This is a genomic window from Ideonella paludis, assembly GCF_018069865.1.
GTDB classification, from domain to species: Bacteria; Pseudomonadota; Gammaproteobacteria; order Burkholderiales; family Burkholderiaceae_C; genus Ideonella; species Ideonella paludis.
Genome location: NZ_JAGQDG010000001.1, coordinates 675,866 through 696,253, shown reverse-complemented (window position 1 = coordinate 696,253; position 20,388 = coordinate 675,866). Strand labels below are relative to the sequence as shown.

General features: G+C 64.2%; 23 protein-coding genes. 10 read left to right on the top strand and 13 right to left on the bottom strand.

What is annotated here, in order from left to right; all coding sequences use genetic code 11:
- Positions 1-594: 594 nt before the first annotated feature.
- From KAK11_RS03140 to KAK11_RS03130, 3 genes are all read left to right on the top strand, one after another.
- Positions 595-897, top strand: a complete 303-nt coding sequence (locus tag KAK11_RS03140) for a hypothetical protein (protein ID WP_210806036.1) — start codon at positions 595-597, stop codon at positions 895-897.
- A gap of 67 nt (positions 898-964) precedes the next feature.
- The gene (locus KAK11_RS03135) at positions 965-1,321 is read left to right on the top strand and encodes a hypothetical protein (protein ID WP_210806034.1); all 357 of its coding nucleotides are present in this window, start codon (positions 965-967) and stop codon (positions 1,319-1,321) included.
- 67 nt (positions 1,322-1,388) lie between these two features.
- Positions 1,389-1,865 carry a hypothetical protein gene (locus tag KAK11_RS03130; protein WP_210806032.1) on the top strand — a complete coding sequence of 159 codons (477 nt, stop codon included), beginning with the start codon at positions 1,389-1,391 and terminating at the stop codon, positions 1,863-1,865.
- 537 nt (positions 1,866-2,402) lie between these two features.
- Here the strand turns inward: KAK11_RS03130 and hmpA are convergent.
- From hmpA to KAK11_RS03115, 3 genes are all read right to left on the bottom strand, one after another.
- Positions 2,403-3,593 carry an NO-inducible flavohemoprotein gene (gene hmpA / locus KAK11_RS03125; protein ID WP_210806652.1) on the bottom strand — a complete coding sequence of 397 codons (1,191 nt, stop codon included), beginning with the start codon at positions 3,591-3,593 and terminating at the stop codon, positions 2,403-2,405.
- A 116-nt stretch (positions 3,594-3,709) separates the two neighbouring features.
- A complete protein-coding gene (locus KAK11_RS03120) occupies positions 3,710-4,891 on the bottom strand; it encodes a cation:proton antiporter (RefSeq protein ID WP_210806030.1) in 1,182 nt (393 codons plus the stop codon).
- Between the two features lie 43 nt (positions 4,892-4,934).
- Positions 4,935-5,885 (bottom strand): Rossmann-fold NAD(P)-binding domain-containing protein, encoded by a 951-nt coding sequence (locus tag KAK11_RS03115; protein ID WP_210806028.1) that lies wholly within the window; start codon positions 5,883-5,885, stop codon positions 4,935-4,937.
- A gap of 97 nt (positions 5,886-5,982) precedes the next feature.
- Between KAK11_RS03115 and KAK11_RS03110 the strand changes: the two genes are divergently transcribed.
- Entirely contained in the window at positions 5,983-6,873 is an 891-nt protein-coding gene (locus KAK11_RS03110; RefSeq protein WP_210806026.1) for a LysR family transcriptional regulator, read from the top strand.
- Between the two features lie 37 nt (positions 6,874-6,910).
- Positions 6,911-7,411, top strand: coding sequence for a DinB family protein (locus KAK11_RS03105; RefSeq protein WP_210806024.1), 501 nt, complete (start codon positions 6,911-6,913; stop codon positions 7,409-7,411).
- 24 nt (positions 7,412-7,435) lie between these two features.
- On the opposite strand, the gene KAK11_RS03100 is transcribed toward KAK11_RS03105, so the two are convergent.
- Entirely contained in the window at positions 7,436-8,347 is a 912-nt protein-coding gene (locus KAK11_RS03100) for a DMT family transporter (RefSeq protein ID WP_210806022.1), read from the bottom strand.
- Complete coding sequence (locus KAK11_RS03095) at positions 8,344-9,822, bottom strand: nucleotide pyrophosphohydrolase (RefSeq protein ID WP_210806020.1); 1,479 nt, start codon at positions 9,820-9,822, stop codon at positions 8,344-8,346. Before KAK11_RS03095 ends, KAK11_RS03100 begins: the two co-directional genes overlap by 4 nt.
- 100 nt (positions 9,823-9,922) lie before the next feature.
- Between KAK11_RS03095 and KAK11_RS03090 the strand changes: the two genes are divergently transcribed.
- Both KAK11_RS03090 and KAK11_RS03085 read left to right on the top strand, forming a co-directional pair.
- A complete protein-coding gene (locus KAK11_RS03090; protein ID WP_210806018.1) occupies positions 9,923-11,038 on the top strand; it encodes a hypothetical protein in 1,116 nt (371 codons plus the stop codon).
- A gap of 138 nt (positions 11,039-11,176) precedes the next feature.
- Entirely contained in the window at positions 11,177-11,545 is a 369-nt protein-coding gene (locus KAK11_RS03085) for a VOC family protein (RefSeq protein ID WP_210806016.1), read from the top strand.
- Positions 11,546-11,587: 42 nt separating this feature from the next.
- Here KAK11_RS03085 and KAK11_RS03080 read toward each other — a convergent pair whose 3' ends face one another.
- A complete protein-coding gene (locus KAK11_RS03080; protein ID WP_210806014.1) occupies positions 11,588-12,220 on the bottom strand; it encodes an isochorismatase family protein in 633 nt (210 codons plus the stop codon).
- 236 nt (positions 12,221-12,456) lie between these two features.
- Here KAK11_RS03080 and KAK11_RS03075 point away from each other — a divergent pair, with 236 nt between their 5' ends.
- Positions 12,457-13,386, top strand: coding sequence for a LysR family transcriptional regulator (locus KAK11_RS03075; RefSeq protein ID WP_210806012.1), 930 nt, complete (start codon positions 12,457-12,459; stop codon positions 13,384-13,386).
- A gap of 34 nt (positions 13,387-13,420) precedes the next feature.
- Here the strand turns inward: KAK11_RS03075 and KAK11_RS03070 are convergent, their stop codons facing one another.
- The 6 genes from KAK11_RS03070 to KAK11_RS03045 form a co-directional block, all read right to left on the bottom strand.
- Positions 13,421-14,146 carry an SDR family oxidoreductase gene (locus KAK11_RS03070; RefSeq protein WP_210806010.1) on the bottom strand — a complete coding sequence of 242 codons (726 nt, stop codon included), beginning with the start codon at positions 14,144-14,146 and terminating at the stop codon, positions 13,421-13,423.
- Positions 14,147-14,199: 53 nt separating this feature from the next.
- Positions 14,200-14,631 carry a cupin domain-containing protein gene (locus KAK11_RS03065; RefSeq protein ID WP_210806008.1) on the bottom strand — a complete coding sequence of 144 codons (432 nt, stop codon included), beginning with the start codon at positions 14,629-14,631 and terminating at the stop codon, positions 14,200-14,202.
- A gap of 114 nt (positions 14,632-14,745) precedes the next feature.
- On the bottom strand, positions 14,746-15,312 hold the full coding sequence (locus KAK11_RS03060) for a TetR/AcrR family transcriptional regulator (protein WP_210806006.1): 567 nt from the start codon (positions 15,310-15,312) through the stop codon (positions 14,746-14,748).
- A gap of 92 nt (positions 15,313-15,404) precedes the next feature.
- Entirely contained in the window at positions 15,405-15,707 is a 303-nt protein-coding gene (locus KAK11_RS03055; RefSeq protein ID WP_210806004.1) for a hypothetical protein, read from the bottom strand.
- Between the two features lies 1 nt (position 15,708).
- Positions 15,709-15,945: a hypothetical protein gene (locus KAK11_RS03050; protein ID WP_210806002.1), complete on the bottom strand. Its 237-nt coding sequence runs from the start codon at positions 15,943-15,945 to the stop codon at positions 15,709-15,711.
- Positions 15,942-16,859: a LysR family transcriptional regulator gene (locus tag KAK11_RS03045; protein WP_210806000.1), complete on the bottom strand. Its 918-nt coding sequence runs from the start codon at positions 16,857-16,859 to the stop codon at positions 15,942-15,944. Before KAK11_RS03045 ends, KAK11_RS03050 begins: the two co-directional genes overlap by 4 nt.
- Positions 16,860-16,997: 138 nt before the next feature.
- On the opposite strand from KAK11_RS03045, the gene KAK11_RS03040 reads away from it, so the two are divergent.
- Positions 16,998-17,981, top strand: coding sequence for a tripartite tricarboxylate transporter substrate binding protein (locus KAK11_RS03040; RefSeq protein ID WP_210805998.1), 984 nt, complete (start codon positions 16,998-17,000; stop codon positions 17,979-17,981).
- Positions 17,982-17,996: 15 nt separating this feature from the next.
- The gene (locus tag KAK11_RS03035) at positions 17,997-19,184 is read left to right on the top strand and encodes a M20 aminoacylase family protein (protein ID WP_210805996.1); all 1,188 of its coding nucleotides are present in this window, start codon (positions 17,997-17,999) and stop codon (positions 19,182-19,184) included.
- On the opposite strand, the gene pobA is transcribed toward KAK11_RS03035, so the two are convergent.
- The gene (gene pobA, locus KAK11_RS03030) at positions 19,181-20,353 is read right to left on the bottom strand and encodes a 4-hydroxybenzoate 3-monooxygenase (protein ID WP_210805994.1); all 1,173 of its coding nucleotides are present in this window, start codon (positions 20,351-20,353) and stop codon (positions 19,181-19,183) included. The genes KAK11_RS03035 and pobA overlap by 4 nt on opposite strands.
- Between the last annotated feature and the right edge of the window lie 35 nt (positions 20,354-20,388).

The following is a 20,388-nucleotide window of genomic DNA, read 5'->3' as shown; positions in this document are numbered from 1 at the left end:
CGGCACGCCACGGCTGAGCTCGGCTATTTGGCCGTGGGTGAGCGCACCTTGCCAACGGCCTGTTGGAGCAGCCAGAATCAGGCCTAGGGAGGGTGCCGCATTTGGCGGCCGGATACGCTGCTTGAAAAATCCGGAATCAAAATGCAAGTCATTGCTGGCGTGTGCTTTGTTGAACAAGGTGCGCCCGGAATTGCATGGACAGGCATTGTTGTTATGCGGCAGTCCTGTCTCCCCAAAACACGGTTAAACGGCATGAAAAGAACTTGCGATTCGTCAATGCACCGAGAGCAGCTACTCGCGAGCGAAGTAGCGGCTTGCTATTACTGCTTGTCTGAGTTTTCTCCACAGACAGTTATCGAATGGTGTGATGGCGATTCACAAGACCAAACTGGAATTTGCCCGCATTGCGGGGTTGACGCTGTTGTCGGATTCAACGGTTCAGTTGACGATACGTGGATGAGGATGGCTCATGAGCGTGGATTCAAATAGCAAGCCCAGTTGCAGCTGTGCTACTGACCGTTTAACAGGCCGCTGCATCGGATTGCCTTCGGCTCTCGCTGAGTGGCGAAGTTGGGTCATTCACGGAGGAAATTGATGTTTGAGACCAGCATAGAAAAAGCGATCATCATTGCCGCGATTGTCCTCTGGTTTGCTCATGGCTGGTATCTGAACGAACGCCTGAAGCACGTACACGAAAAACTAGATCGCGTTCTTGGGGCATTCGAAGGGTTGCGCGACTACCTCTATGAAATAGACCCACAATTCGACGATGAGCGAGAAAGCCGTCAGGCCTTCGAAAACGGAGATTCCATGTTCGCAGGGATGAACAACATGGAACTGATCAGAAGAAAAGAGCAGGAAGGTAAAAGAACACTGAATACGCCACTGGTGCGATGAGTGTTCCCACCATCCATAAACACGGATGGGCTTACAGCGGGCTTCGCCCGCTTCGTGCCAGCCAGTTATGTCAGACGTTGAATCGCAGACCGACACCGACGCAACGCTGACCGGCACTTACGACCCTTGGCCATCCAAGGCTGAGCTGTTGAGCGCTATTCAAGCTAGCGGCTTCCGGGTTGTCTCTACCGATTTTTCGATTCGCGTGAGCGGCTCGGGCAGCATTGTGTTCCGCCACCTTGTCGGTGATGTTTGTCCGCCAGCTATCGACGGTGACGCGTCAACAACTGCGGAGTTTTTGCGCGACGCAGCGGTTGTGTCCTCTGCACTTGCTGCGGCAGGTATTCGCCATCGATTGGAGATTTACGATGATGAACAAAACTGCGCTGGCTGCTTTCATCATCAGTGGCCCTCTGCGGCTTAGTTTGCCACTGCAGCCGACCCGCCCCTCCTTCGTTTTATTGGTCTGATGAATTGAAACGTTATCCGTTATGCCTCTCACCATTGACTATCGTCTCGTTGGCTCCGGCTGGGCCGAATGTACTGTGACGTCGGGTGAAGCAACCTGCGAAATCAGCGCTTCGTATTTGTCAGATGCTCTAGGCAACTTGGTCTTAGCAGCTACCGCCATCCTCGCTGGGGCGCATAGCATCTCTGTCGGTTTCGACGAAGAACCAGGTGAGTACAGGTGGGTGCTCGAATGGTCTGGCAGCAATCAAGTCAAGCTCCGAGTGCTGGAGTTCCAAGAACTCTGGAGCAATCGACCAGACGCAGAGGGGCAGCTGCTGTTTCAAACTGAAGTTCATCCTCTCGTGTTCGGCGAGGCCGTCTCCTCTGCGGCAGGGCGTGTCTTCCACAAATTTGGCGCCGCCGGTTACAAGAAGGATTGGGTGCAACATGAGTTCCCAACTCGCCAGCTCGAACTCCTTGACCAATACATTGATAGCTGGCGAAGAAATGGCGGCTAGCCTTTGAGGCCGGGCTCTTCGTTAAACGCCATGCGAGAAATTGCACCGCTTCCCCCATCGCGCCGGTCGCTGCTGAGCTGCGCGTCACTCACGGTTGTGGCCGGTTTGATCGTCTTTGCGGGGTTGAGCCCAGATGTCAACTGCGGCGCAGGGTCATGGAGTTGTGCAACCTTGAGTGGCGTTGCGGTGGTCTCCGCCATCTTTGGTGTTGGGCTTGGTCTTGGCGCGACGGCATTGCTTGTTCTGCTCTTGTCAGGTCTGAACCGCATCTGAACCTCAGTGCCAACGCTTGAGGTCCACGGCAGAGCTTGGTCGGTGGCTTGTCTGTTGTGGCTCTCTCATATTGGCGTCTTTGCTGTCCTCAATGTGCTGGGCCTGCTACCCCCAGACTGGCCCTGGTGGCTAGGTACGCTTGGAGTGCTGGGTGTTGTACCGAGCGGCACACGGGTCTACTTGATCCAGTAGACCAAGCGCGTCCGTTCACTCAAGCGTTAAGCCAGTAGTGAACCGCCCCAGCCAGAAGGCGCATCAGCGCTGTCAACCCACGCCAAAACTTTCCTGATGCAACTGCTCGCTCGGCAACCCCGCCGCCAGCAAAGCCTCCCGCTGCGCCGCCATAAAGCCCAGCGGCCCGCAGAGGTAAACGTCTGCGCGGGCCAGCAACCCGGGCGGAAGATCGCCCACATTCAGCCGCCCAGCCTGCGCCCAAGGCTCGGCCGGCGCATCGGCTTCAAAGGCCACGCGCCAGTGCGCGTTCGGAAGGTGGGCCAGATGGGCTTGAACCTCGGCCGCAAAGGCTTGATGCCGGGGGCTTTGGCAGGCGTGCCAGAAGTGCAGCTCGCGCGGGCTGCGGGTGGCGGCCAGATGGGCCAGCATGGACATCATGGGGGTGATGCCCACGCCGCCGCTCAGCAGCAGCAGCGGGGTGCTGCGGTCTTCGTGCAGCACAAAGTCGCCCGCCGGGGCGCTGACGGCCAGCACATCGCCTTCTTGTACGCGCTCGTGCAGCGCGGTTGAGACCTGGCCCATGGGGCAGCCGCCTTGGGGCCGCTCGCGCTTCACGCCAATCTCCAGGCAGTCTCCGCCAGCGGCGCCGACCAGGCTGTACTGGCGCCACTGCTGCAGGCCCCAGCTGGGTACCCATTGGCTGACGCTCACATACTGGCCTGGGCGGTAGTGGGGCAGTGGGCCGCCGTCGGCGGGCACCAGCTCAAAGCTGCAGATGGCCTCGCCGTGCGGCGTTTTGCGCCGCACGCGCATGCTGCGTGCGCCACTCCAACCGCCGGCTTGTTGGGCTGCTTGGGCATAGAGCGTGCGCTCCAGGTCGATCAAAACCTCAGCCAGCTGCGCATAGGCCGCACCCCAGGCGGCCAGCAGCTCGGGGGTGGCGGCGTCGCCCATCACGTCGCTCATGGCGGCCAGCAGTTGCTGGCCCACCAGTGGGTAGTGCTCGGGGCGGATGCCCAAAGACACATGCTTGTGCGCAATGTGCAGCAGAGCGGGGTGCAGCGCGCTGGGGTCGTCGATGTGTTGGGCATAGGCCAGCACGGCGGCGGCCAAGGCTTGCTGCTGGCTGCCAGTGTGCTGGTGGCCTTGGTTGAAGACCTCCTTGAGCATGGGGTGGTGGCTGAACAGGCGTTGATAGAAGTGGCGGGTCAAGGCCTCACCGTGGGTAGCCAGGGTGGGCACGGTGGCCTTGACCAAGGCGCGGGTGGTGTCGTCGAGCAAGGGTGTGTTCTCCAAAGCGCATCGCTCCAAATGGCGATGTTGTTTAAACAAGTATTGCAAATACCTATTTAACAGCGCTGGAGTAAGGGCATTGCCTGAAGTTCAGTGACGCCCGGTCAGGCGCGCCAGCGTGCGAGCTTGGGCGTCACCACCGGAATGGTCAGCATGGTGCTGCCCACCGCCATCAGCAGCAGGGCGGTGAAGGTGTCGGCGGTGATGATTTGTTTGTCCAGCAGCACGTTGGCAAAGATGATCATGATCAGCGCCTTGGTTTGCAGCAGCCAGCCAATCAAGGAAGCCTCGCCGGGCTTCCAGCCCAAGATGCGGCCGGCCAGGTGAACGCCGGCCAGCTTGCCCGCCACAGAGGCCAGCAATAGCACGCCGGCCATCAAGAACACGGCCGAGCCGCCCACCCCCCAACTCGTGCGCAGGCCGGTGGAGAGAAAGAACACCGGCATCATCACCAGCAGCACGTGGTGGCGCAGCAGGTCCATCTGATCTTGGTCAAACCACTCGGCGTCCATCACCACACCGGCCAAGAAGGCACCCACCATGTAATGCAGGCCGCACCAGTCGGCGCCGAAGGCGCACACCACCAGCCAGATCAAGGCGACATACCAGCGGTCTTTGGCGGGCAGCTTGAGCATGGCGCGCCGCAGGCCCCAGGCGGCCGCAGCGAACAGGGCCAGAAACAGCGCTTGCTTGCCCACCCGATGCCAGTCCATCAGGATGACGGCCAGCACGCCCCAGATGGCGATGTCGTCCAAGCTGGCATAGCGCAAGATACGTTGGCCTAAAGGCTGGCGCAGGATGGCCAGCTTCTCCATGAACAAGATCAAGATCGGCAGCGCGGTGACGGCGCAAGACATGCCCACGCCCGCCACAAATTGCCAATCCGTCGCTTTGGGGCCCATCCACACGCTTTGCCCCAGCATCAGCGTGGCGGCCGCACTGCCCAGCAGCACGGGCACGCCCAGAGCCAGGCCCGCGGTGATGCCGCTCTCGCGCCTGTCCTTCCAGGCCGCACGCAGGTCCAACTCAATGCCGGCGATGAACACAAACAAGCTCACTGCCCACCACGCAATGCCGTTGAGCGATTGGATGACCGGCGGCGCGAAGACGAACTGGTAGTACTCCGGGAACACCGCCCCTAGCACGCCCGGCCCCAGCGCTATGCCCGTCAAGATTTGCACCACCACCAGGGGCGCAAAGTGCTCGGTGCGCCCCAGCCGCCACACCGCATAGGGCACGGTGAGAATGATGAGCATCGCGATCAGGAAGACTTCGGTGGTGTTCATGGCGGCTCCATTGTCGCCGCCAGGAATTGGCCCCAACAATGCCTTAGGGAATCTGCTGAAGCGCCGCCGCCAAGGCTTCATCCACCGGTGTGGCCGGGGGCAGGGCCAGGGCTTCGTGCATGGCCTGCCCGTCCAGCGCGTGGGGCACGTCCCACAGGTAGGCCATCTCGGCCACCTCGCGCCACATCGGCACCAGCAGCCCGCCCCAGCGCAGCAGGGGCCACGGCATGCCGCCCACCTTCCAGCCCTGGGCAGGGGTGACGCCCAAGCCCGCAGCAGCCCGCTGCAAGGCCCCCAGGCATTCTTGGCCGGTGAGGGTGTGGCCCGCAAAGTGCCAGCGCTGTAGCCCCACGTGGGGCACGGCCAGCGCTTGCCGCGCAGCGGCCACAAAGGCCAGCGCCAGGTCCGGCAAATAGGCCCAGGCATGCGGGCGGTCCAAGGGGCCGGGGTAGACCAGCTTGCCCTGCCGCCACTGCTTGGCGATGACCAAATCCAGCCAGGTGCCTTTGGGGGCGCCGTAAAAATCTCCCGCACAGATCAGCACACTGCGCAGCGTGGCGTGGCGGGCCAGCAGGCCTTCCATCTGGGCGCGAATGGCGCCTTTGCGGGTGCTGGGCTGCACGGGGGTGTCGGGCCGCAGCAGCGGGGGCATCTGCGCCCCAAAGGCATAGACATTGCCGGGGAACATCAGCAGCGCGTGCAGGTGCTCGGCCACGGCCATGCCTTGTTGCAGCCCGGGCAGGGCCTCGGTGGCCCAGCGCGTGTAAGGCGGGTTGACGGCATGCACCACCACCTGCGCCCCCTGGGCCGCACGGGCCAAGTCAGCCGGCTGGGCCAGCGGCGTGGTCACGGGCTGCACGCCTGCAGCTTGCAGGGCGGCGGGCAGCGGCCCACGGGTGTGGCCCAGCACGCGCCAGCCGCTGTGGGCAAAGGCCAGTGCCAGGGCTTGGCCCAAGCGGCCGCGAACGCCCAGGATCAAAACGGTGTGGGTCATGGAGGTGCCATCACAAGGGTCAAGAGAGACCTCAGTGTGGGCGGCTTCATGGCATACGACAATCCACGATCCATTCAACCCAGGTATGCAAAATCGTATGAGCCAGCCTCACTTTGATTGGACCCTGGTGCGCAGCTTTTTGGCGGCGCTGGAAGCCGGCAGCCTGATGGGGGCGGCGCGCAGCCTGGGGGCGCACCAGCCCACGCTGTCGCGCCACATCAGCGAGCTGGAGTCTCAACTCGGTGTGGCCCTGTTCGAGCGCACCGGCCGGGGGCTTGCGCCCACCACCGCGGCCCTGGCCCTGGCCGATGCCGCTCGCCAGATGCAAGCCGGTGCGCTGGCGCTGGGCCAAGCCCTGGCCCGCCGGCAGCACAGCACCCAGGGCACGGTGCGCATTGCGGCCAGCCAGGTGATGGCCAGTTGCGTGCTGCCGCCTTTGCTGGCCGAGCTGCAGCAGGCCGAGCCCGGCATCCAGGTGGAGTTGGTCGTCTCCAACGGCCTGGCCAACCTGCTGCGCCGCGAGGCCGACATCGCCGTGCGCATGCTGCGTCCGCAGCAGGCGTCTTTGGTGGCGCGTAAGGTGGGTGAGATGCAGGTGCACCCTTGTGCCCACCGCCGCTACCTGCAGCAAGCGGGTGTGCCGCAAACCCCGCAAGACCTGCTGAGCCACCGCCTGCTGGGCTATGACCGCGACGACACCATCTTGCGCGGCTTTGCCCAGAGGGGCATCGCCCTCACGCCCCAGCACTTTGCCCTGCGCACCGACGACCAGATCGCCTACGGCCAGCTCATTGCCGCCGGCGCAGGCATTGGCTTCACCAGCGCGCAGCAATGGCGGCAGTGGCCCGAGGTCCAGCCGCTGCTGCCCCAACTCAAGATCCCACCTCTGCCCTGCTGGCTGGCCGTGCACCGCGAGATCCGCGGCAACCCTTTGGTGCGCTTGGTCTATGACCATTTGGCGCAAGGGTTGGGGCGGGCGCTGCAGTAGCATCGCTCAAAGCCTCACCCAGACGGATGCCTGCGCCATGTCCCTCACCTCACTCTCTTCCCTCTTCGCCCAAAAGTCCTGGGCCAATAACGAACTGTTCAGCGCACTGGCGGAGGTCGATGCCCAAGCGCACCCGCAGGTGGTGCACATGGCGACTCGCATGCTCAACCACATCTATGTGGTGGACCGGATCTTCCGGGCGCACTTGCTGGGCGAGCCGCATGGCTACAGCGCCACCAACACCGAGGCCACGCCGGAGCTGGGCGCCTTGCAGTTTGAGGTGGCTGAAACCGATGGTTGGTACGAGGCCTATGTGGCGCAGTTGAGCGAGGCGCAACTGGCCGAGCGCATTCACTTTCGATTCACCGACGGTGACGGCGGCACCATGAGCCGCGAAGAGATGCTGACCCACATCGTGGTGCATGGCTTCTACCACCGGGGCAATGTGGGGCAGATGCTCAAGAGCATAGAGGTGGCACCGCCACGCGATCTCTACACCAAGTTTTTGCACTTGCGCGAGCCTGAGCGTCGGGGCTGATGGAGCCCCAGGCGCCGGCTCAGACTAGGCGGTCGCCCCGCGCCGCCACACCAGCGGCACCCACTGGGCGGCCACGATACACACCAGGATGAGGGAACATCCGGCCCAGCCCAACAGGCTCAAGCGATCCCCCATCAGCAGGGCACCGAAGAGCGCCGCAAACACGGTTTCGCTGGATAGGATGATGGCCGCATCGGCTGGGTGGGTGTAGCGCTGCGCCACCACTTGCGCGGTGTAGCCCACGCCCACCGAGATGAGGCCGGTGTAGGCAATGGCTCCGGCTGCGGCTTGAATGGCCGACCAGCTCAATGGCTCCAGCCACCAAGCGGTGGCCAAGCCCAAGGCCGAGCACATGGCGAACTGCACGCAGGCCAAGCGATAAGGCGCGTTCCAGCGCTCGGCCACCCAGCCCACCAAGGTGATGTGCAGCGCCCAGGGGATGCAACTGGCGATGACCCACCAATCCCCGGCGGCGATCTCCACCTGCTTGGCCCCAGCCAAGAGCCAGGTGCCCAGCAAGCAGCCCAGTGCCGCAGGCCATACCACCGGGTGCGGCGCTCGTTTGAAGAACCACCAGCCCAAGATAGGCACCAGGGGCACGTACAGGCCGGTCAGAAAGCCGGCATTGGTGACGCTGGTGCTGAGCAAGCCCATTTGCTGCATGCCGGCACCGGCAAAGATCAGCACACCCAAAGCCGACATCCACAGCCAGAGGCCGCCGGGCAGGGCCGGGCCGGGCGCCGCCGCTTCGGCTTGGGCGGTTTGGCGGTGTTCCCGCCAAGCCAGCGGGGCCACCACCAGCGCGCCCAGTGCAAAGCGAAGGCCGGTAAAAGCCATCGGCCCCATATCGGCCATGCCCCAGGCCTGCGGCACAAAGGCCAGGCCCCAGATCACGGCCACGGTCAGCATGACCGCATTCGCTTGCGTGCGGGTCATGACAGCGCGTACTCCACTTTGCCATTGGCGCTGACGCTGAGGTGCCCGGCGCGGGCCAAAGCCAGCAGCAGCGCGTCCACTTGCGCGGGGGTGGACTGCTCACCCAGTGTGGAGGCCACATAGCGCTGCAGCGGTGCCAGCTTGGTGGGCAGGCTGTCGCCCATGCGGCGCAGCGTGGCCAGCAGCTTGCGCTGGGCGGCGGCGCTGGGCTCATCAGCACTGGCCGCCTTTGCCGCGGCTTTGGGGGAGGGCTCGCCCCGGCGCTTGGTGGCCGGCTGAGCAACTGCCTTGGCGGCGGGTTTAGGGGTGCGCGCCGGTGCTTTGGTGGCGCTGGCAGCGGTTGTTGGGGTGGCCGCAGCGTCGGCCTTGCTTGGGCTGGCGCGGCCCCTGCTGCGCGCAGGCTTGGCCGGGGCTTCGACCTCCCGCTGCGCGGTGACAGGCGCGGCCACGGCGGGTGCTGATGTGGCCGCTGTGGTGGATGCGGCTGGGCTGGCCGCCTTGCGGCGCGAGCGCTTTTCGGGCGCGGCTGGGGCCGCAGGCGATGCTGAGACCTCATTGGTGGCCACCGCTGGGCTGAGGTCTGTGTCGTTGGTTTGGCCGCGTGTTCGGCGGGTGGCCTTAGCGGGCGCTGCGGCCGGGCTGGCTGATGTGCGCGGGGCCGGGGCTGTGCTGCGCACCGCTGCGTCTGCGGCTGCGCCGGCAGGCTGCGCACGTGTGCGGCCGCTGCTGCTGGCACCACGGCCGCGCGGCGTCTTGGCGGCCACCTTGGCCGCCGCCTTGCCACGCGGCATGCCCACGGCCTGCGCGTCAAAGCCCAGCGCGCTGGCATGGGCCAGCATCGGTCCATAGCCCTTGTCGTTGGAGAGCACCACAAAGTGCGCCTCCGGGTGGCGCGAAGCGATGTAGCCCATGTAGAACGAGAGATGAAAATCCAGCGCGTTCTTGCCGGTGTGGGTGATGGGCACCAGGGTCAGGTGGTCGCCAAAGCCGGCAAAGTTCAGGCGCTCGGCCTTTTGGTGCTGGCCGTGGAACAGCCACACATGCGTGGCGGCCGGGATCAGCGCCCGCAGTTGGGCCTCGGTGGGTTGGACGTTCTCATAGTCCACCAGCACATGGGTTTCGGGTGGCGCTTCGCGCCCAGGGCCAGCCACTTGGCCGGGACGCAGCGGCGGGTACATGCGGGCGTTCTTTTGCAGCTTGCGGCCCACAGCACGCTTCAGGTCGACCTGGGTGTGGTCGGCCAGTTGCAGCAAATACAGCAGGACATCAGCCACCTCGTCGCTGACTTTGTCGTGCATCACCGCATCGTCGCTGAGCAGAGCGCTTTGCTCCGGCGTCAGCCACTGAAACAGTTCTACCAATTCCGCCGCTTCCACCACCAAGGCCATGGCCAAGTTCTTGGGTGTGTGAAAAGGCTGCCAGTCGCGTTCGGCGGCGAACTGGCGCAAGGTGTTTTGAAGGGCTAACAGGTCCATTCAGCAGCACAGCGGCGGGCGCCACTGTGTCGTATTCAAACAAAGGGTGCAGTGTGCCTCAACGCAAAATGCCGGGGTAATTAGATAGCCCCCTCTCACCATGACTCGCTCTTTCACCGGCCGCAGCAGGCGTGCTCTTTCCGTCACCGCGCTGGCCTTGGCGGGACTGGCGGCACCGCTGCACGCTGCCGACCGCGCTGCGGCGGATGCAGCCGTGTTGCTCAAGGCCATTCAGGACCACGCGGCCACAGACAAAGAGTTTGCGCTGGAGAACGCCTTGCGTGCCTTTGAGGCGCCAGGCGTGGTGCAAATCGATACGAAACGCAAGGGTGAGTCGGATGACCAGCAGTGCGTCTGGCCCGCGCGCAAGCCTGCCGCCGTGACGGACGATGAGTGGCAAGCGCTGCGCCGGTCGGTGGAGCCACAGCCCGGCGAGATGGGATGCAGCACCTATTTGCTGATGGACATGGACGAGGACGGCCGCCGCGACCTGTTGCAGCGAACTTATGTGGGGGGCACCGGCCTGTTCACCGAGTACAGCGCACTCAAGCGGGTAGGCCGGGGCTTCGTGAGGCCTTCGAAGGGCGACACGCAGAGCGCCAAGGGCGGTATCGTCCTGGACCCAGAGCTGTTCTCCACCAATGACCGCGGTGCTCACCAATGGTATGACTTGGTCAAGCTGCAGGGCCGCTTCTACGTGGCCTATGTGGAGGGCAGCTTCGGGCAGGACCATGTCGCGCTGCTGCGCCCCACCGAGCTGCCCGCGGGCGTTGCTGCCATCACGGTGGACTACCGCTATCAGTTCTCGGTGCCGCGCCGCCAGACCTTTGGGCCCGAAGGGCAAGCGCGCAAGGTGGAGCTGCGCCCGGCCTTGCAAAGCACTTTGGAGGCAGCCTTGGCGCGCTATGCCAGTGGGCGGCCTGCGCCAGCCCTGGCCCAAGCCTGCCCCGCGCCAGCGGGGGCCAGTGAAGACGAGGCGGCCCGCTATGCCGGCTTTGGGCCGGTGCACTACAGCATGGAGACAGCCGCGGACTTCCCCTTCCACTGGCAAGGCCACTGCCACCTTGCTCAACTCAACACCTGGTTCGGTCGCTACGACCGCAGCTCTGGCTTGTTCAATCAGCTGAAGGTGCGGCGTGCAGACCGCGATGAGGAAGGGCTGGAGTATGAGGTGTTGGCCCGGCGGCGATTTCTCAAGGCGAGCGTCGTGCCCTGAGCGCCAGACGCAGCCGCTGCGCCTGGCTCAGGGAAGGCGCGCTTGAAGCAAAACCGGTGGGAGCGTATGGTGTGGGCACCATCGGTTCGAGGCATTGGCAGCCGTGCTGTCGATGCCTCCATTCAAGAGGAGACCCCCATGGCCCATGTGCTGAATTGGTTTGAGATCCCGGTCACGGACTTTCCGCGCGCCCAACGCTTTTATGAGGCGGTGCTGGGCTTCAAGATTGAGCCCTTTGTCATGGGCCCGATGACCATGGGCATGCTGGGCACAGACCACGAGTCGGTGGGCGGCGCCATCGTGCAGGGCGAGGGCGGCCAGCCCGCGCAAACAGGCACGCTGGTGTACCTCAACGGTGGCGACGATCTGGCCCCCATGCTGGCGCGGGCGGTGGCGGCCGGCGGCACCGTGGTGGTGCCCAAGACCGAGATTGGCAACAACTTCGGCTACTTTGCCCACTTCATTGACACGGAGGGCAATAAGGTGGGCTTGCACTCCATGGCCTAGCGCCTGGTGAGGGGCGCGCAAGCGCGCCCCGCAGGCGCCGGCTCAGCGCAGGTTGCCTTGGCCGAAGGCTTGGTAGACACCTTCCTTGGCAAAGGCCTCAAAGAAGCCGGCCGAGGCGGGGTTCTTGTAGTTGCCCAACATGCTGGTGATCATGGGGGTCACGGCCATCACTTCAATGCCTGCTTTGTGCAGCAGGTCGCGTGAGTTTTGAGCCGCCATCTTGGTGCACGCCGCCGAGATGTCCAGCAAGGCCACCACGTTGAAGCCCTCTTGCTTGGCCGACAGTGCGGGGGGCACCAAGCAGACGTCGGTGGTCAGGCCACCCATCAGCAGGTTCTTCTTGCCTGTGGCGCGCACGGCCTTCACGAACTGTGGGTCGTCCCAGGCATTGATCACTCCCGTGCGTTGAATGCGGGCCGCGTACTCTGCCGGCAGGATCTCTTTGAACTCTGGCAACAAAGGGCCTTGGGCCTCACCTTCCAGGCTGGTGGTCAGCACGACTGGCATGCCTGCACTCTTGGCAAAGCGCGCCATCACACGCACCCACATTTTGAGCTGCTTGCGTTCGTCATCGTTGGCGAGTTCACCGGCCCAGCCGATGGTGCCGACTTGGTGGTCGACCAGCACCAAGGCGGTGTTGTCGACATTGAATTGCGTGTGTTGGAAGGGGGTCATTGGGTGTTCCTTGCGAAGGGGTTTGTGGGTGGTTGGTGCAGCTAAGGCTGCACCCGTGCTCAGTGCTGTAGCGGTGGCGACAGTGGCTGCGCTAGCGCTCAAAAACTGGCGACGAGGTGTAGATGACATGGTTTCTCCAAGAGGTTGACATCGAGTGCTGGAATGCTAGAGAGCTTCACCATTGAGATAAATAGATCGAATGGAACGTGTTATTCCATAGGCGGGATAATCTCGCCATGACACGTCAACTGTTGAGCGACATTGGTTTGTTTGTGGAAGTGGTGCAGGCCCAAAGCTTTACCAAGGCTGCCGAGCGTTTGGCGCTGCCTGCCTCTACCCTGTCACGTCGCATTGCCGCGCTAGAGGCCTATCTGGGCGTCAAGCTGTTGACGCGCACCACGCGCCGCGTGGCTACGACTGATGAAGGGTTGGCTTACTTTCAGCGTTGTGCCCATTTGGTCGAAGAAGCGCGCCTAGCCCATGAGCAGATCTCTGAGGCGGTTCATGTGGTCTCCGGGGTGGTGCGGGTCGCTTGCACGCCCGACTTTGCCAACCTCTATCTGGCGCCACTGCTGGCTCGCTTCACACAGCACTACCCGATGGTCAAGGTCGAGATGCTGCTCAGCTCGCGAGTGGAAGACTTGCTGTCCAACAACCTGGACCTGGCCATCCGCATGGGGCCCGTGCGGGACTCTGACCTCATTGCGCGGCCTCTGGGCAGTTTGGCCCAAGGCTTGTATGCCAGCCCCGACTTCTTGCGGAGGCTGAGTCGGCCCTTGCGGTCGCCGCAGGACTTGGCTGCGGTTGAGTGCATCCGGCTGCGCCCCGGTGAGCCGGGGTCGGTGTGGTCCGTGCGGCGCAGCGATGATTCGCTGGCCCCCAGAGAGCGGATCACCGTGCAAGGCCGTTTGGTGGCCGGTGGGCCACATCTGGCATGCCAACTGGCCTTGGCGGGCTGCGGGGTGGGCTTGTTGGATGAGCATTTGGCCGCCGTCTATGTCGGCACGGGGCAGTTGCAGCCCGTCTTGAAGGGCTGGCAGCCCAGTCCGGTGCCGGTTCACGCTTTGACCACCACACGCCTGCTGCCCGCCCGGGTCCGACGCTTTGTGGAGCAACTCGCCGACGTCCTGACAGCGTCTGACCGTTCGGGCAGGCATGGCGCGTGAGACGGCGTCTGGCCTGGTCCTGAGTTTGCCTGCCTCACCGCTGTCCGCCATCGACGTCAATGACCGCGCCGGTCGTAAAGCCGTTCTCCAACAGAAACCGCACGGCATGGGCCACGTCTTGAGGCGCGCCAGCACGTCCGACAGGCAGTGACTGCCCCACCTTGTCGAAGTGGGCCTGCTGCGCTGCCGCCCCCAGGCGTGCATTCCAGAGCGGGGTGTTAATCATCCCAGGCGTCACCACGTTGACGCGGCGCGGTGCTAGTTCCAAAGCCAAGGTGCGCCCCAGGGCCTCAATGGCGGCATCGACGGCGGCCAAGGTGGACACTCCAGCCATGGGCTTGCGACTGATCCAGCCTGAGAACAGCACCACGGACCCCCGCGCCGCTAACTGCGCGGCGGCGTACTTGGCGCAGTGGTATTGGCCCCAGTACTTGCTCTCGAACAAAGCCCGAGCCTGAGAGACTGGCAAGTCCACGACGTTGCCGCGCACCGTCCCGGCAGCGGCGGTGACCAGGTGATCCAGCGGGCCTAACTGGCCGAAGAAGTCCGCCACGGCCTGCTCGTCGCTGACGTCGACACTGGCCACCTGCACCGGCCCTTGGACTTGCGCTGCGGCCTGCGACAGCTTGTCGGCGTCTCGGCCCACCAGGGTCAAGCGGGCACCCCGCTGGGCCAAGTCCTGGGCCAGGCACAGCCCAATGCCACTGGAGCCGCCAGTGATCACGACGTGTTGATGCTTAAAGTTTTGTTCAATCGACATGGCTTTCTCCAGTGGGTCAGACGACGGGGACTTTTCAATGGCGGCCGGCGCCGTCAAGGCGCTTTCTTCGGAGCCTCTGGAAACACGATGTCCCGGCTGCCGTCGAACTGGATGATGTTGATGCAGGCCTGCGGGCCGACGCAGCGGTCGGCATGCAGCTCATTGGCGCGGATGCGCACAAAAGCATCTTGTCCGGTCACCACCGTGTGGCCGTGTCCGTCGATATGGGCCCACTGGCCTTGGATGGCGAAGCCCCAATAGTCTTTGGTGTGGAGGTGCGGCGGGATGGCGACGCCGGGCTGCAGACGGAAAGCCCACACCGCGTTGCCCTTGGCTTCATCGCCCCACAGCACTGCCATCTCGGCACCTTTCAGGCCCGCGGGTTGCCAGGCCACTTGATCCAGCTTGAAGACATGGCCGTCTTGGGCCTGTGCCAAGGTGGCGACAGCCGTCAAGGCGAGTGCAGCGGTGATTCGTTTCAACATGGAATGACTCCTTTAGTCAGGTGAGGAAAAAGATAAATCTCAGAATAGGTATCTATCGATAGATAGATGTTGGGCGCAAAAAAAGGGGAGGTATGGTGGAGCACCTTCCGTGCCTCACTCGACGCCCAACAAGAGCTTCAAAGACTCGGCCGCATGGGCCACGCGCTGGGGCTCGCCCTGGCTGCGGGCCAGCAGCAAAGCGCCCTCCAGCATGGCCATGGCCGTCTTGCCCAAGCGCAGCGCGGCAGCAGGCTTGAGCTGCGGTTGAAGCAGGCGGGCTTGCGCCGCCAGCCAAGCTTCAACTTCGTTGAAAAAGCGCCGTACCTCGCTCTGCAGGCCGTCGCCCAAGGTCTCGAAGTCGCTGGCCAACATGCCAGCCACGCACCATTGGTCGCCGTGGGCGGCGGCTTCTGAAAACAAGCGCGTGAACCGGTCCAGGCGCTGGGCGACAGGCAGGCCCTCCAGAGAGGACAGCAAGCCCATCACTTCCGCGCGGTACTCCGCCACCAAAGCCAAGCCAATATCCTCTTTGGTGGGGAAGTGGTAATGAACGGAGGAAGACTTGACACCGACCAAGGCTGCCAAGTCTCGGTGGCTGAAGGCATTGAAGCCACGCGTGCGCAGCAAGGCCCGGGAATGGGCCAGCACTTCGGCGCGGCGATCAACAGCGGGTGAGGACATAGGCTTCGCAGTCTATCTATCACCAGATAGATGCGCAAGCCCTAGCGCAAAAGCCATACGAAAGCCAGGGCTTCAGACCCGAACTTGGGCGACTAGGGATGCTGAGCGGGGTTGGCTGGCTTGGCGCGGCAGTAAGCCGGCGCATCCTTCTCTTGGGCCAGATAGGCACAACCGCGCGCTATCTCTTCCTGGATCAAGGCGCAAGGGTTGTTGGCATGGCAGGGCGGGTTGGTAGCCGGGGAGACAAAGATGCAGCGCTGCACCAATTTCTGCGCGGCCTTGTGGCCGATCTCCGCCTTGCAGGACTGCTCTGCCGCGAACGCCGCCACGTGGCCCCCGAACGCCAAGCCTACGAGCACACCCACTCGGACCCAAGCTCGCGTGACCGTGCCCATCTCAGCACCGCCCTGAGCGGCGGCTGCGCGGGTTGAGCTTGTCCAGCTCCGTGATCTGCTGCTTGAGCAAGAGCAGCAAAGAGCGCGCATGTTCCACGGGGATGCGCACCACGCTGGTGGGGGTGCCTTCGTCGCGCAACGGGCGCGGCTGTACCAGCGCGTCGACGGCGACTTCAATCATGCCGTGGTCATGCCGCATGGCCTTGAGGCGTTGCACCTCGACGTCATAGGTTTTCAAGGAGTTCTCCGGGTGGGGCTGGGGCTCAGATTATCCCGGAGCAATCCGCTCATCAGCTCGCGCACCAGGCTTAAGCCCGGTGCTTCGGTGCGGCGGGCCAAGGTCACCAAGCCCAGACGGGCGTTCGCGGCCAGCTCCGGTGTCAGGCGCAGCTCGACCAAATCGGGCGCTGCCGCACGGATGGCCAGCAGGACGGTGTCGCTGTGGCGGGCCAGCTCCACCAAGCTGGGCAGCTCGTCGCAGCGCAGCGTGACGCTGTGGCTGGGGTGGGCTTGCGGGCCATAGCGCTCCACCAGCACGCGGCACACCTCATCCGACAGCGGGGTGGAGGCGAGCCCAAAAGCGCAGACCTCTTCAAAGCTCAGCGTGCGGCGTCGCTTGGCCAAGGGGTGGCCGCGCCGCACCATGAAGGCTCCGCGCAGCTCGTGCAGATGCTGCAAGTGCAGATCAGGCGCGGGGCGCAGCGAGCGGGCGTCCACCACCAGGGCATCCAGTTGCCGCGCGCGCAGGGCTTGCACCAACAGCTCGGTGCCGGCGCGCGCCACCTCCAGCTGCAAGCCCGGCCCATGCTGGGCCACGGCCTGCAGCAGCGGGTTCATCAGCAGTGCGCCCGGCCCTGAGCCCATGCCCACCCGCAGCCGCCCGGACAAGCCGCCTGCGGCCCGTTGACCAGCGCGGCGCAACTCATCGGCCGCTTGCACCAGCTCGCGGGCGCGGGCCAGGGTCTCGTGGCCAAACGGGGTCAGCTCGCTGACCCGCCCCAGGCGGTCGAACAGGGCCTGCCCCAGCTCCGCCTCCAGGCTGCGGATGCTGCGGCTCAGCGCCGGCTGGGTGAGGAACAGCAACTCGGCCGACTTGCTGAAGGACCCGGTCTCGGCCAGGGAGATCAGGTGACGCAACTGCACCAAGGTCATCGCACAGTCCTTCCAAAATGCATGATGTCAAACTCATAGTAAACGAGATCAATATGCATTGGACGCGAACCTGAGCCGCTTCTACATTGGCGCTGCTAACCCCCAAGCCCGAGCGCGCCAGCGCCTTAAGGAGTGCCCATGTCCAAGCTCACTGTCTCCCTCGCGATGGCCGCCCTGGTGGGTGCGCTCTTCAGCACCCCCACCCAGGCCCAGACCTATCCGGCCAAGCCCGTCAACCTGATGGTGCCCTACCCTGCGGGCGGGCCGTCGGACGCCATTGCCCGCATCTTCAACAACGCCCTGGGCAAAGAGTTGGGCCAGCAAGTGCTGGTGGAAAACCTGGGCGGGGTCAGCGGAGCGCTGGCGGCCCAAAAGGTGCTGGCCGCACCTGCTGATGGCTACTATGTGTTCCAAGGCTCGCCCAATGAAGTGATCCTGGCGCCGCTGGCCAATGCGGCCGTCAAGCTCAAGACCGAAGACTTCCGCCTGGTGCACCCGGTGGCCGACGCGGTGATGGTGTTTGTGACCCGCAAAGACCTGCCCGCCAACAGTGTGGATGAGTTGATCGCGCTGGCGCGCAAGTCGGCCGACAAGCCGCTGACCTACGGCAGCGTGGGCATTGGCTCGCTCTACCACCTGATCCTGGAGCAGGCCCAGGCCAGCACCGGCGTCAAACTGGCCCACGTGCCCTACAAAGGCAATGCCCCCTTGTTGCAAGACCTGGCGGGCGGCCAGGTGGACTTTGCCGTGCTGGTCTACAGCGCGTCCATGGGCGCGCTGGCCGAGCAGGGGCGGCTCAAGGTGATTGGCCAACTCGGCGCCCAGCGCTCCGAGCTGCTCAAGCAAGTGCCCACTGCCAGCGAAGGCCAAGCGCTGAAGAACTTTGCCTACAAGATCTGGACCGGCTTCATGGTGCCCAAGAACACCCCAGAAGATGTGGTGCAACGCCTGCATGCCGCCATCGGCAAAACCCTGCAAGACCCCACGGTGCGCAGCCAGTTGGCAGCCCAAACACAACTGCCCTCGGCGGCCATGAGCCTGGCCGAGTCCACCAAGTTTTTTGAGGCCGAGACCGTGCGTTATCGCGCCATCGCCAAGCAGATCAACCTTCAAGCCCAGTGAACGCGAGGCCCTGCGGTGAACTATCTGCGTGATGCCCTCTCGGCCCGGGTGGGGGCCTTCATCCAACTTCGGCGCGACATCCACCAGCACCCCGAACTGGCCTTTGAAGAACACCGCACGGCCGCGCTGGTGGCCGACAAGCTCAGCAGCTGGGGCTACACCGTGGAGTGCGGTGTGGGTGGCACGGGCGTGGTGGGCACCTTGGTGCGCGGGCAAGGGCCGCGGCGTCTGGGCCTGCGCGCGGACATGGACGCCCTGCCCATCCAAGAGGCCAGCGGTGTGGCGTGGGCCAGCCAGCACCCTGGCTTGATGCACGCCTGCGGCCATGACGGCCACACCGCCATGCTGTTGGCGGCCGCCCAGGCCTTGGCCACCGATGCCGACTTTGACGGCACGCTGCACCTGATCTTCCAGCCGGCCGAAGAAGGCGGCGGCGGCGCGCTGCGCATGATGGCCGACGGCTTGTTTGATCGTTATCCCTGCGACGCCATTTTTGCCATGCACAACATGCCCGGCGTTCCCCAGGGCCATATGGTGCTGCGCGAAGGCGCTGCGATGGCTTCGTCTGACTACGCCACCATCACCTTGACTGGCATCGGCGGCCATGGCGCCCTGCCCCAGCACACCGCGGACCCGCTGGTGGCTGCAGCCAGTTTGGTGATGGCGCTGCAAACCGTGGTCTCCCGAAATGTGGACCCGCTGCAAGCCGCGGTGGTGACGGTGGGCGCACTGAACGCAGGCAAAGCCAACAACGTCATCCCCGCCACGGCCACCCTGGAGCTGAGCGTGCGCGCCCTGGACCGCGATGTGCGCGCCTTGCTGGAGCGCCGCATCAAAGCCCTGGCCGCATCACAAGCCCACAGCTTTGGTGTGCACGCCGAAGTGGCCTGGCGCAGTGGATACGCGGTCTTGGTCAACGACGCCGCGCAAACCGCCTTTGCGCGTGAAGTGGCGTTGGAGTTGTTGGGGCCTGACAAGGTCACCCTCCAAGGCCCCCCGCTGACCGGCAGCGAAGACTTTGCCTTCATGTTGGAGCAGGTACCCGGCAGCTATGTGCTGATTGGCAACGGCGACGCCCGAGACCAGCGTTTGGGTGGCGGCGGCTGCATGGTCCACCACCCCGGCTACGACTTCAACGACGACAACATTGCCGTGGGCCGCGCTTTTTGGGTCAGGCTGGCGCAGCGCTTCTTGGCAGGCTAAAACGGCAACCCCACATAGTTCTCCGCCAGCGTGCCCAACGCCCGCTCGGACGAGAACAGATAGGCCAGTTCGGTGGCTTGCAGCTTTTGGTCGTAGCCGCCGTTGTCGGGGAAGGTGTGCAGCATGGTGGTCATCCACCACGAGAAGCGCTGGGCCTTCCAGACGCGGGCCAGGGCTTTGTCGGAGTAGCGGTCCAGGCCGCTGTCGTCCCCTTGCTGGTAGTGCGCCACCAGGGCGTGATAGAGGTAATAGATGTCCGAGGCCGCGCTGTTCAGGCCGCGCGCACCCGTGGGTGGCACGATGTGGGCGGCGTCGCCGGCCAGGAACAGATTGCCGTAACGCATGGGTTCAGCGACGAAGGAGCGCAGCGGGGCAATGGACTTTTCAATCGACGGGCCGGTGATCAAGCGCTCGGCCACCTCCGTGGGCAGGCGGCGTTTGAGCTCCGCCCAGAAGGCCTCGTCGGACCAGTCCTCGACCTTGTCGCTCAAGGGCACTTGCAGGTAGTAGCGGCTCAAGACCTGAGAGCGCAGCGAGCACAGCGCAAAGCCGCGCTCGTGCTTGGCATAGATCAGCTCGGGTGACACCGGCTTGGTGCGCGAGAGCACGCCCAGCCAGCCGAAGGGATAGACCTTCTCATACTCTCGCAGCACCCCCTTGGGAATGGACTTGCGGCTGACGCCATGAAAGCCGTCGGCGCCAATCACGTAGTCGCAATCGATGCGGATGATGTCGTCACCTTGGCGGTAGGTCACATAGGGTTGTGCGCTTGTCAGGTCGTGCGGCTGTACGTCTTCGGCGTTGTGGATGACCACGCCCTTCATGCGGTCGCGCGCTTCGTACAGATCCCGCGTCAACTCGGTTTGGCCATAGACCACCACCGAGCTGCCGCCGCTGTGTTGGTGCAGGTCCAACCGGTCCATGCGGCCGTCATGGGCGATGAAAAATCCGTCGTGGATTTCGCCCTCGCGGTCCATGCGCTCGCCGCATTGGGCCTCGCGCATCAGCTTGGCAAAGCCATGCTCCAACACGCCAGCGCGGATGCGGCTGAGCACATACTCGCGGCTCTGGCGCTCCAGCACGATGGTGTCAATGCCCTTGAGGTGCAGCAGCTGAGAGAGCATCAAGCCTGAGGGGCCGCCGCCAATGATGCAAACGCTGGTCTTCATGGTGTCTCGCTCCGGTGGAGTGTTCGGTCTGGGGA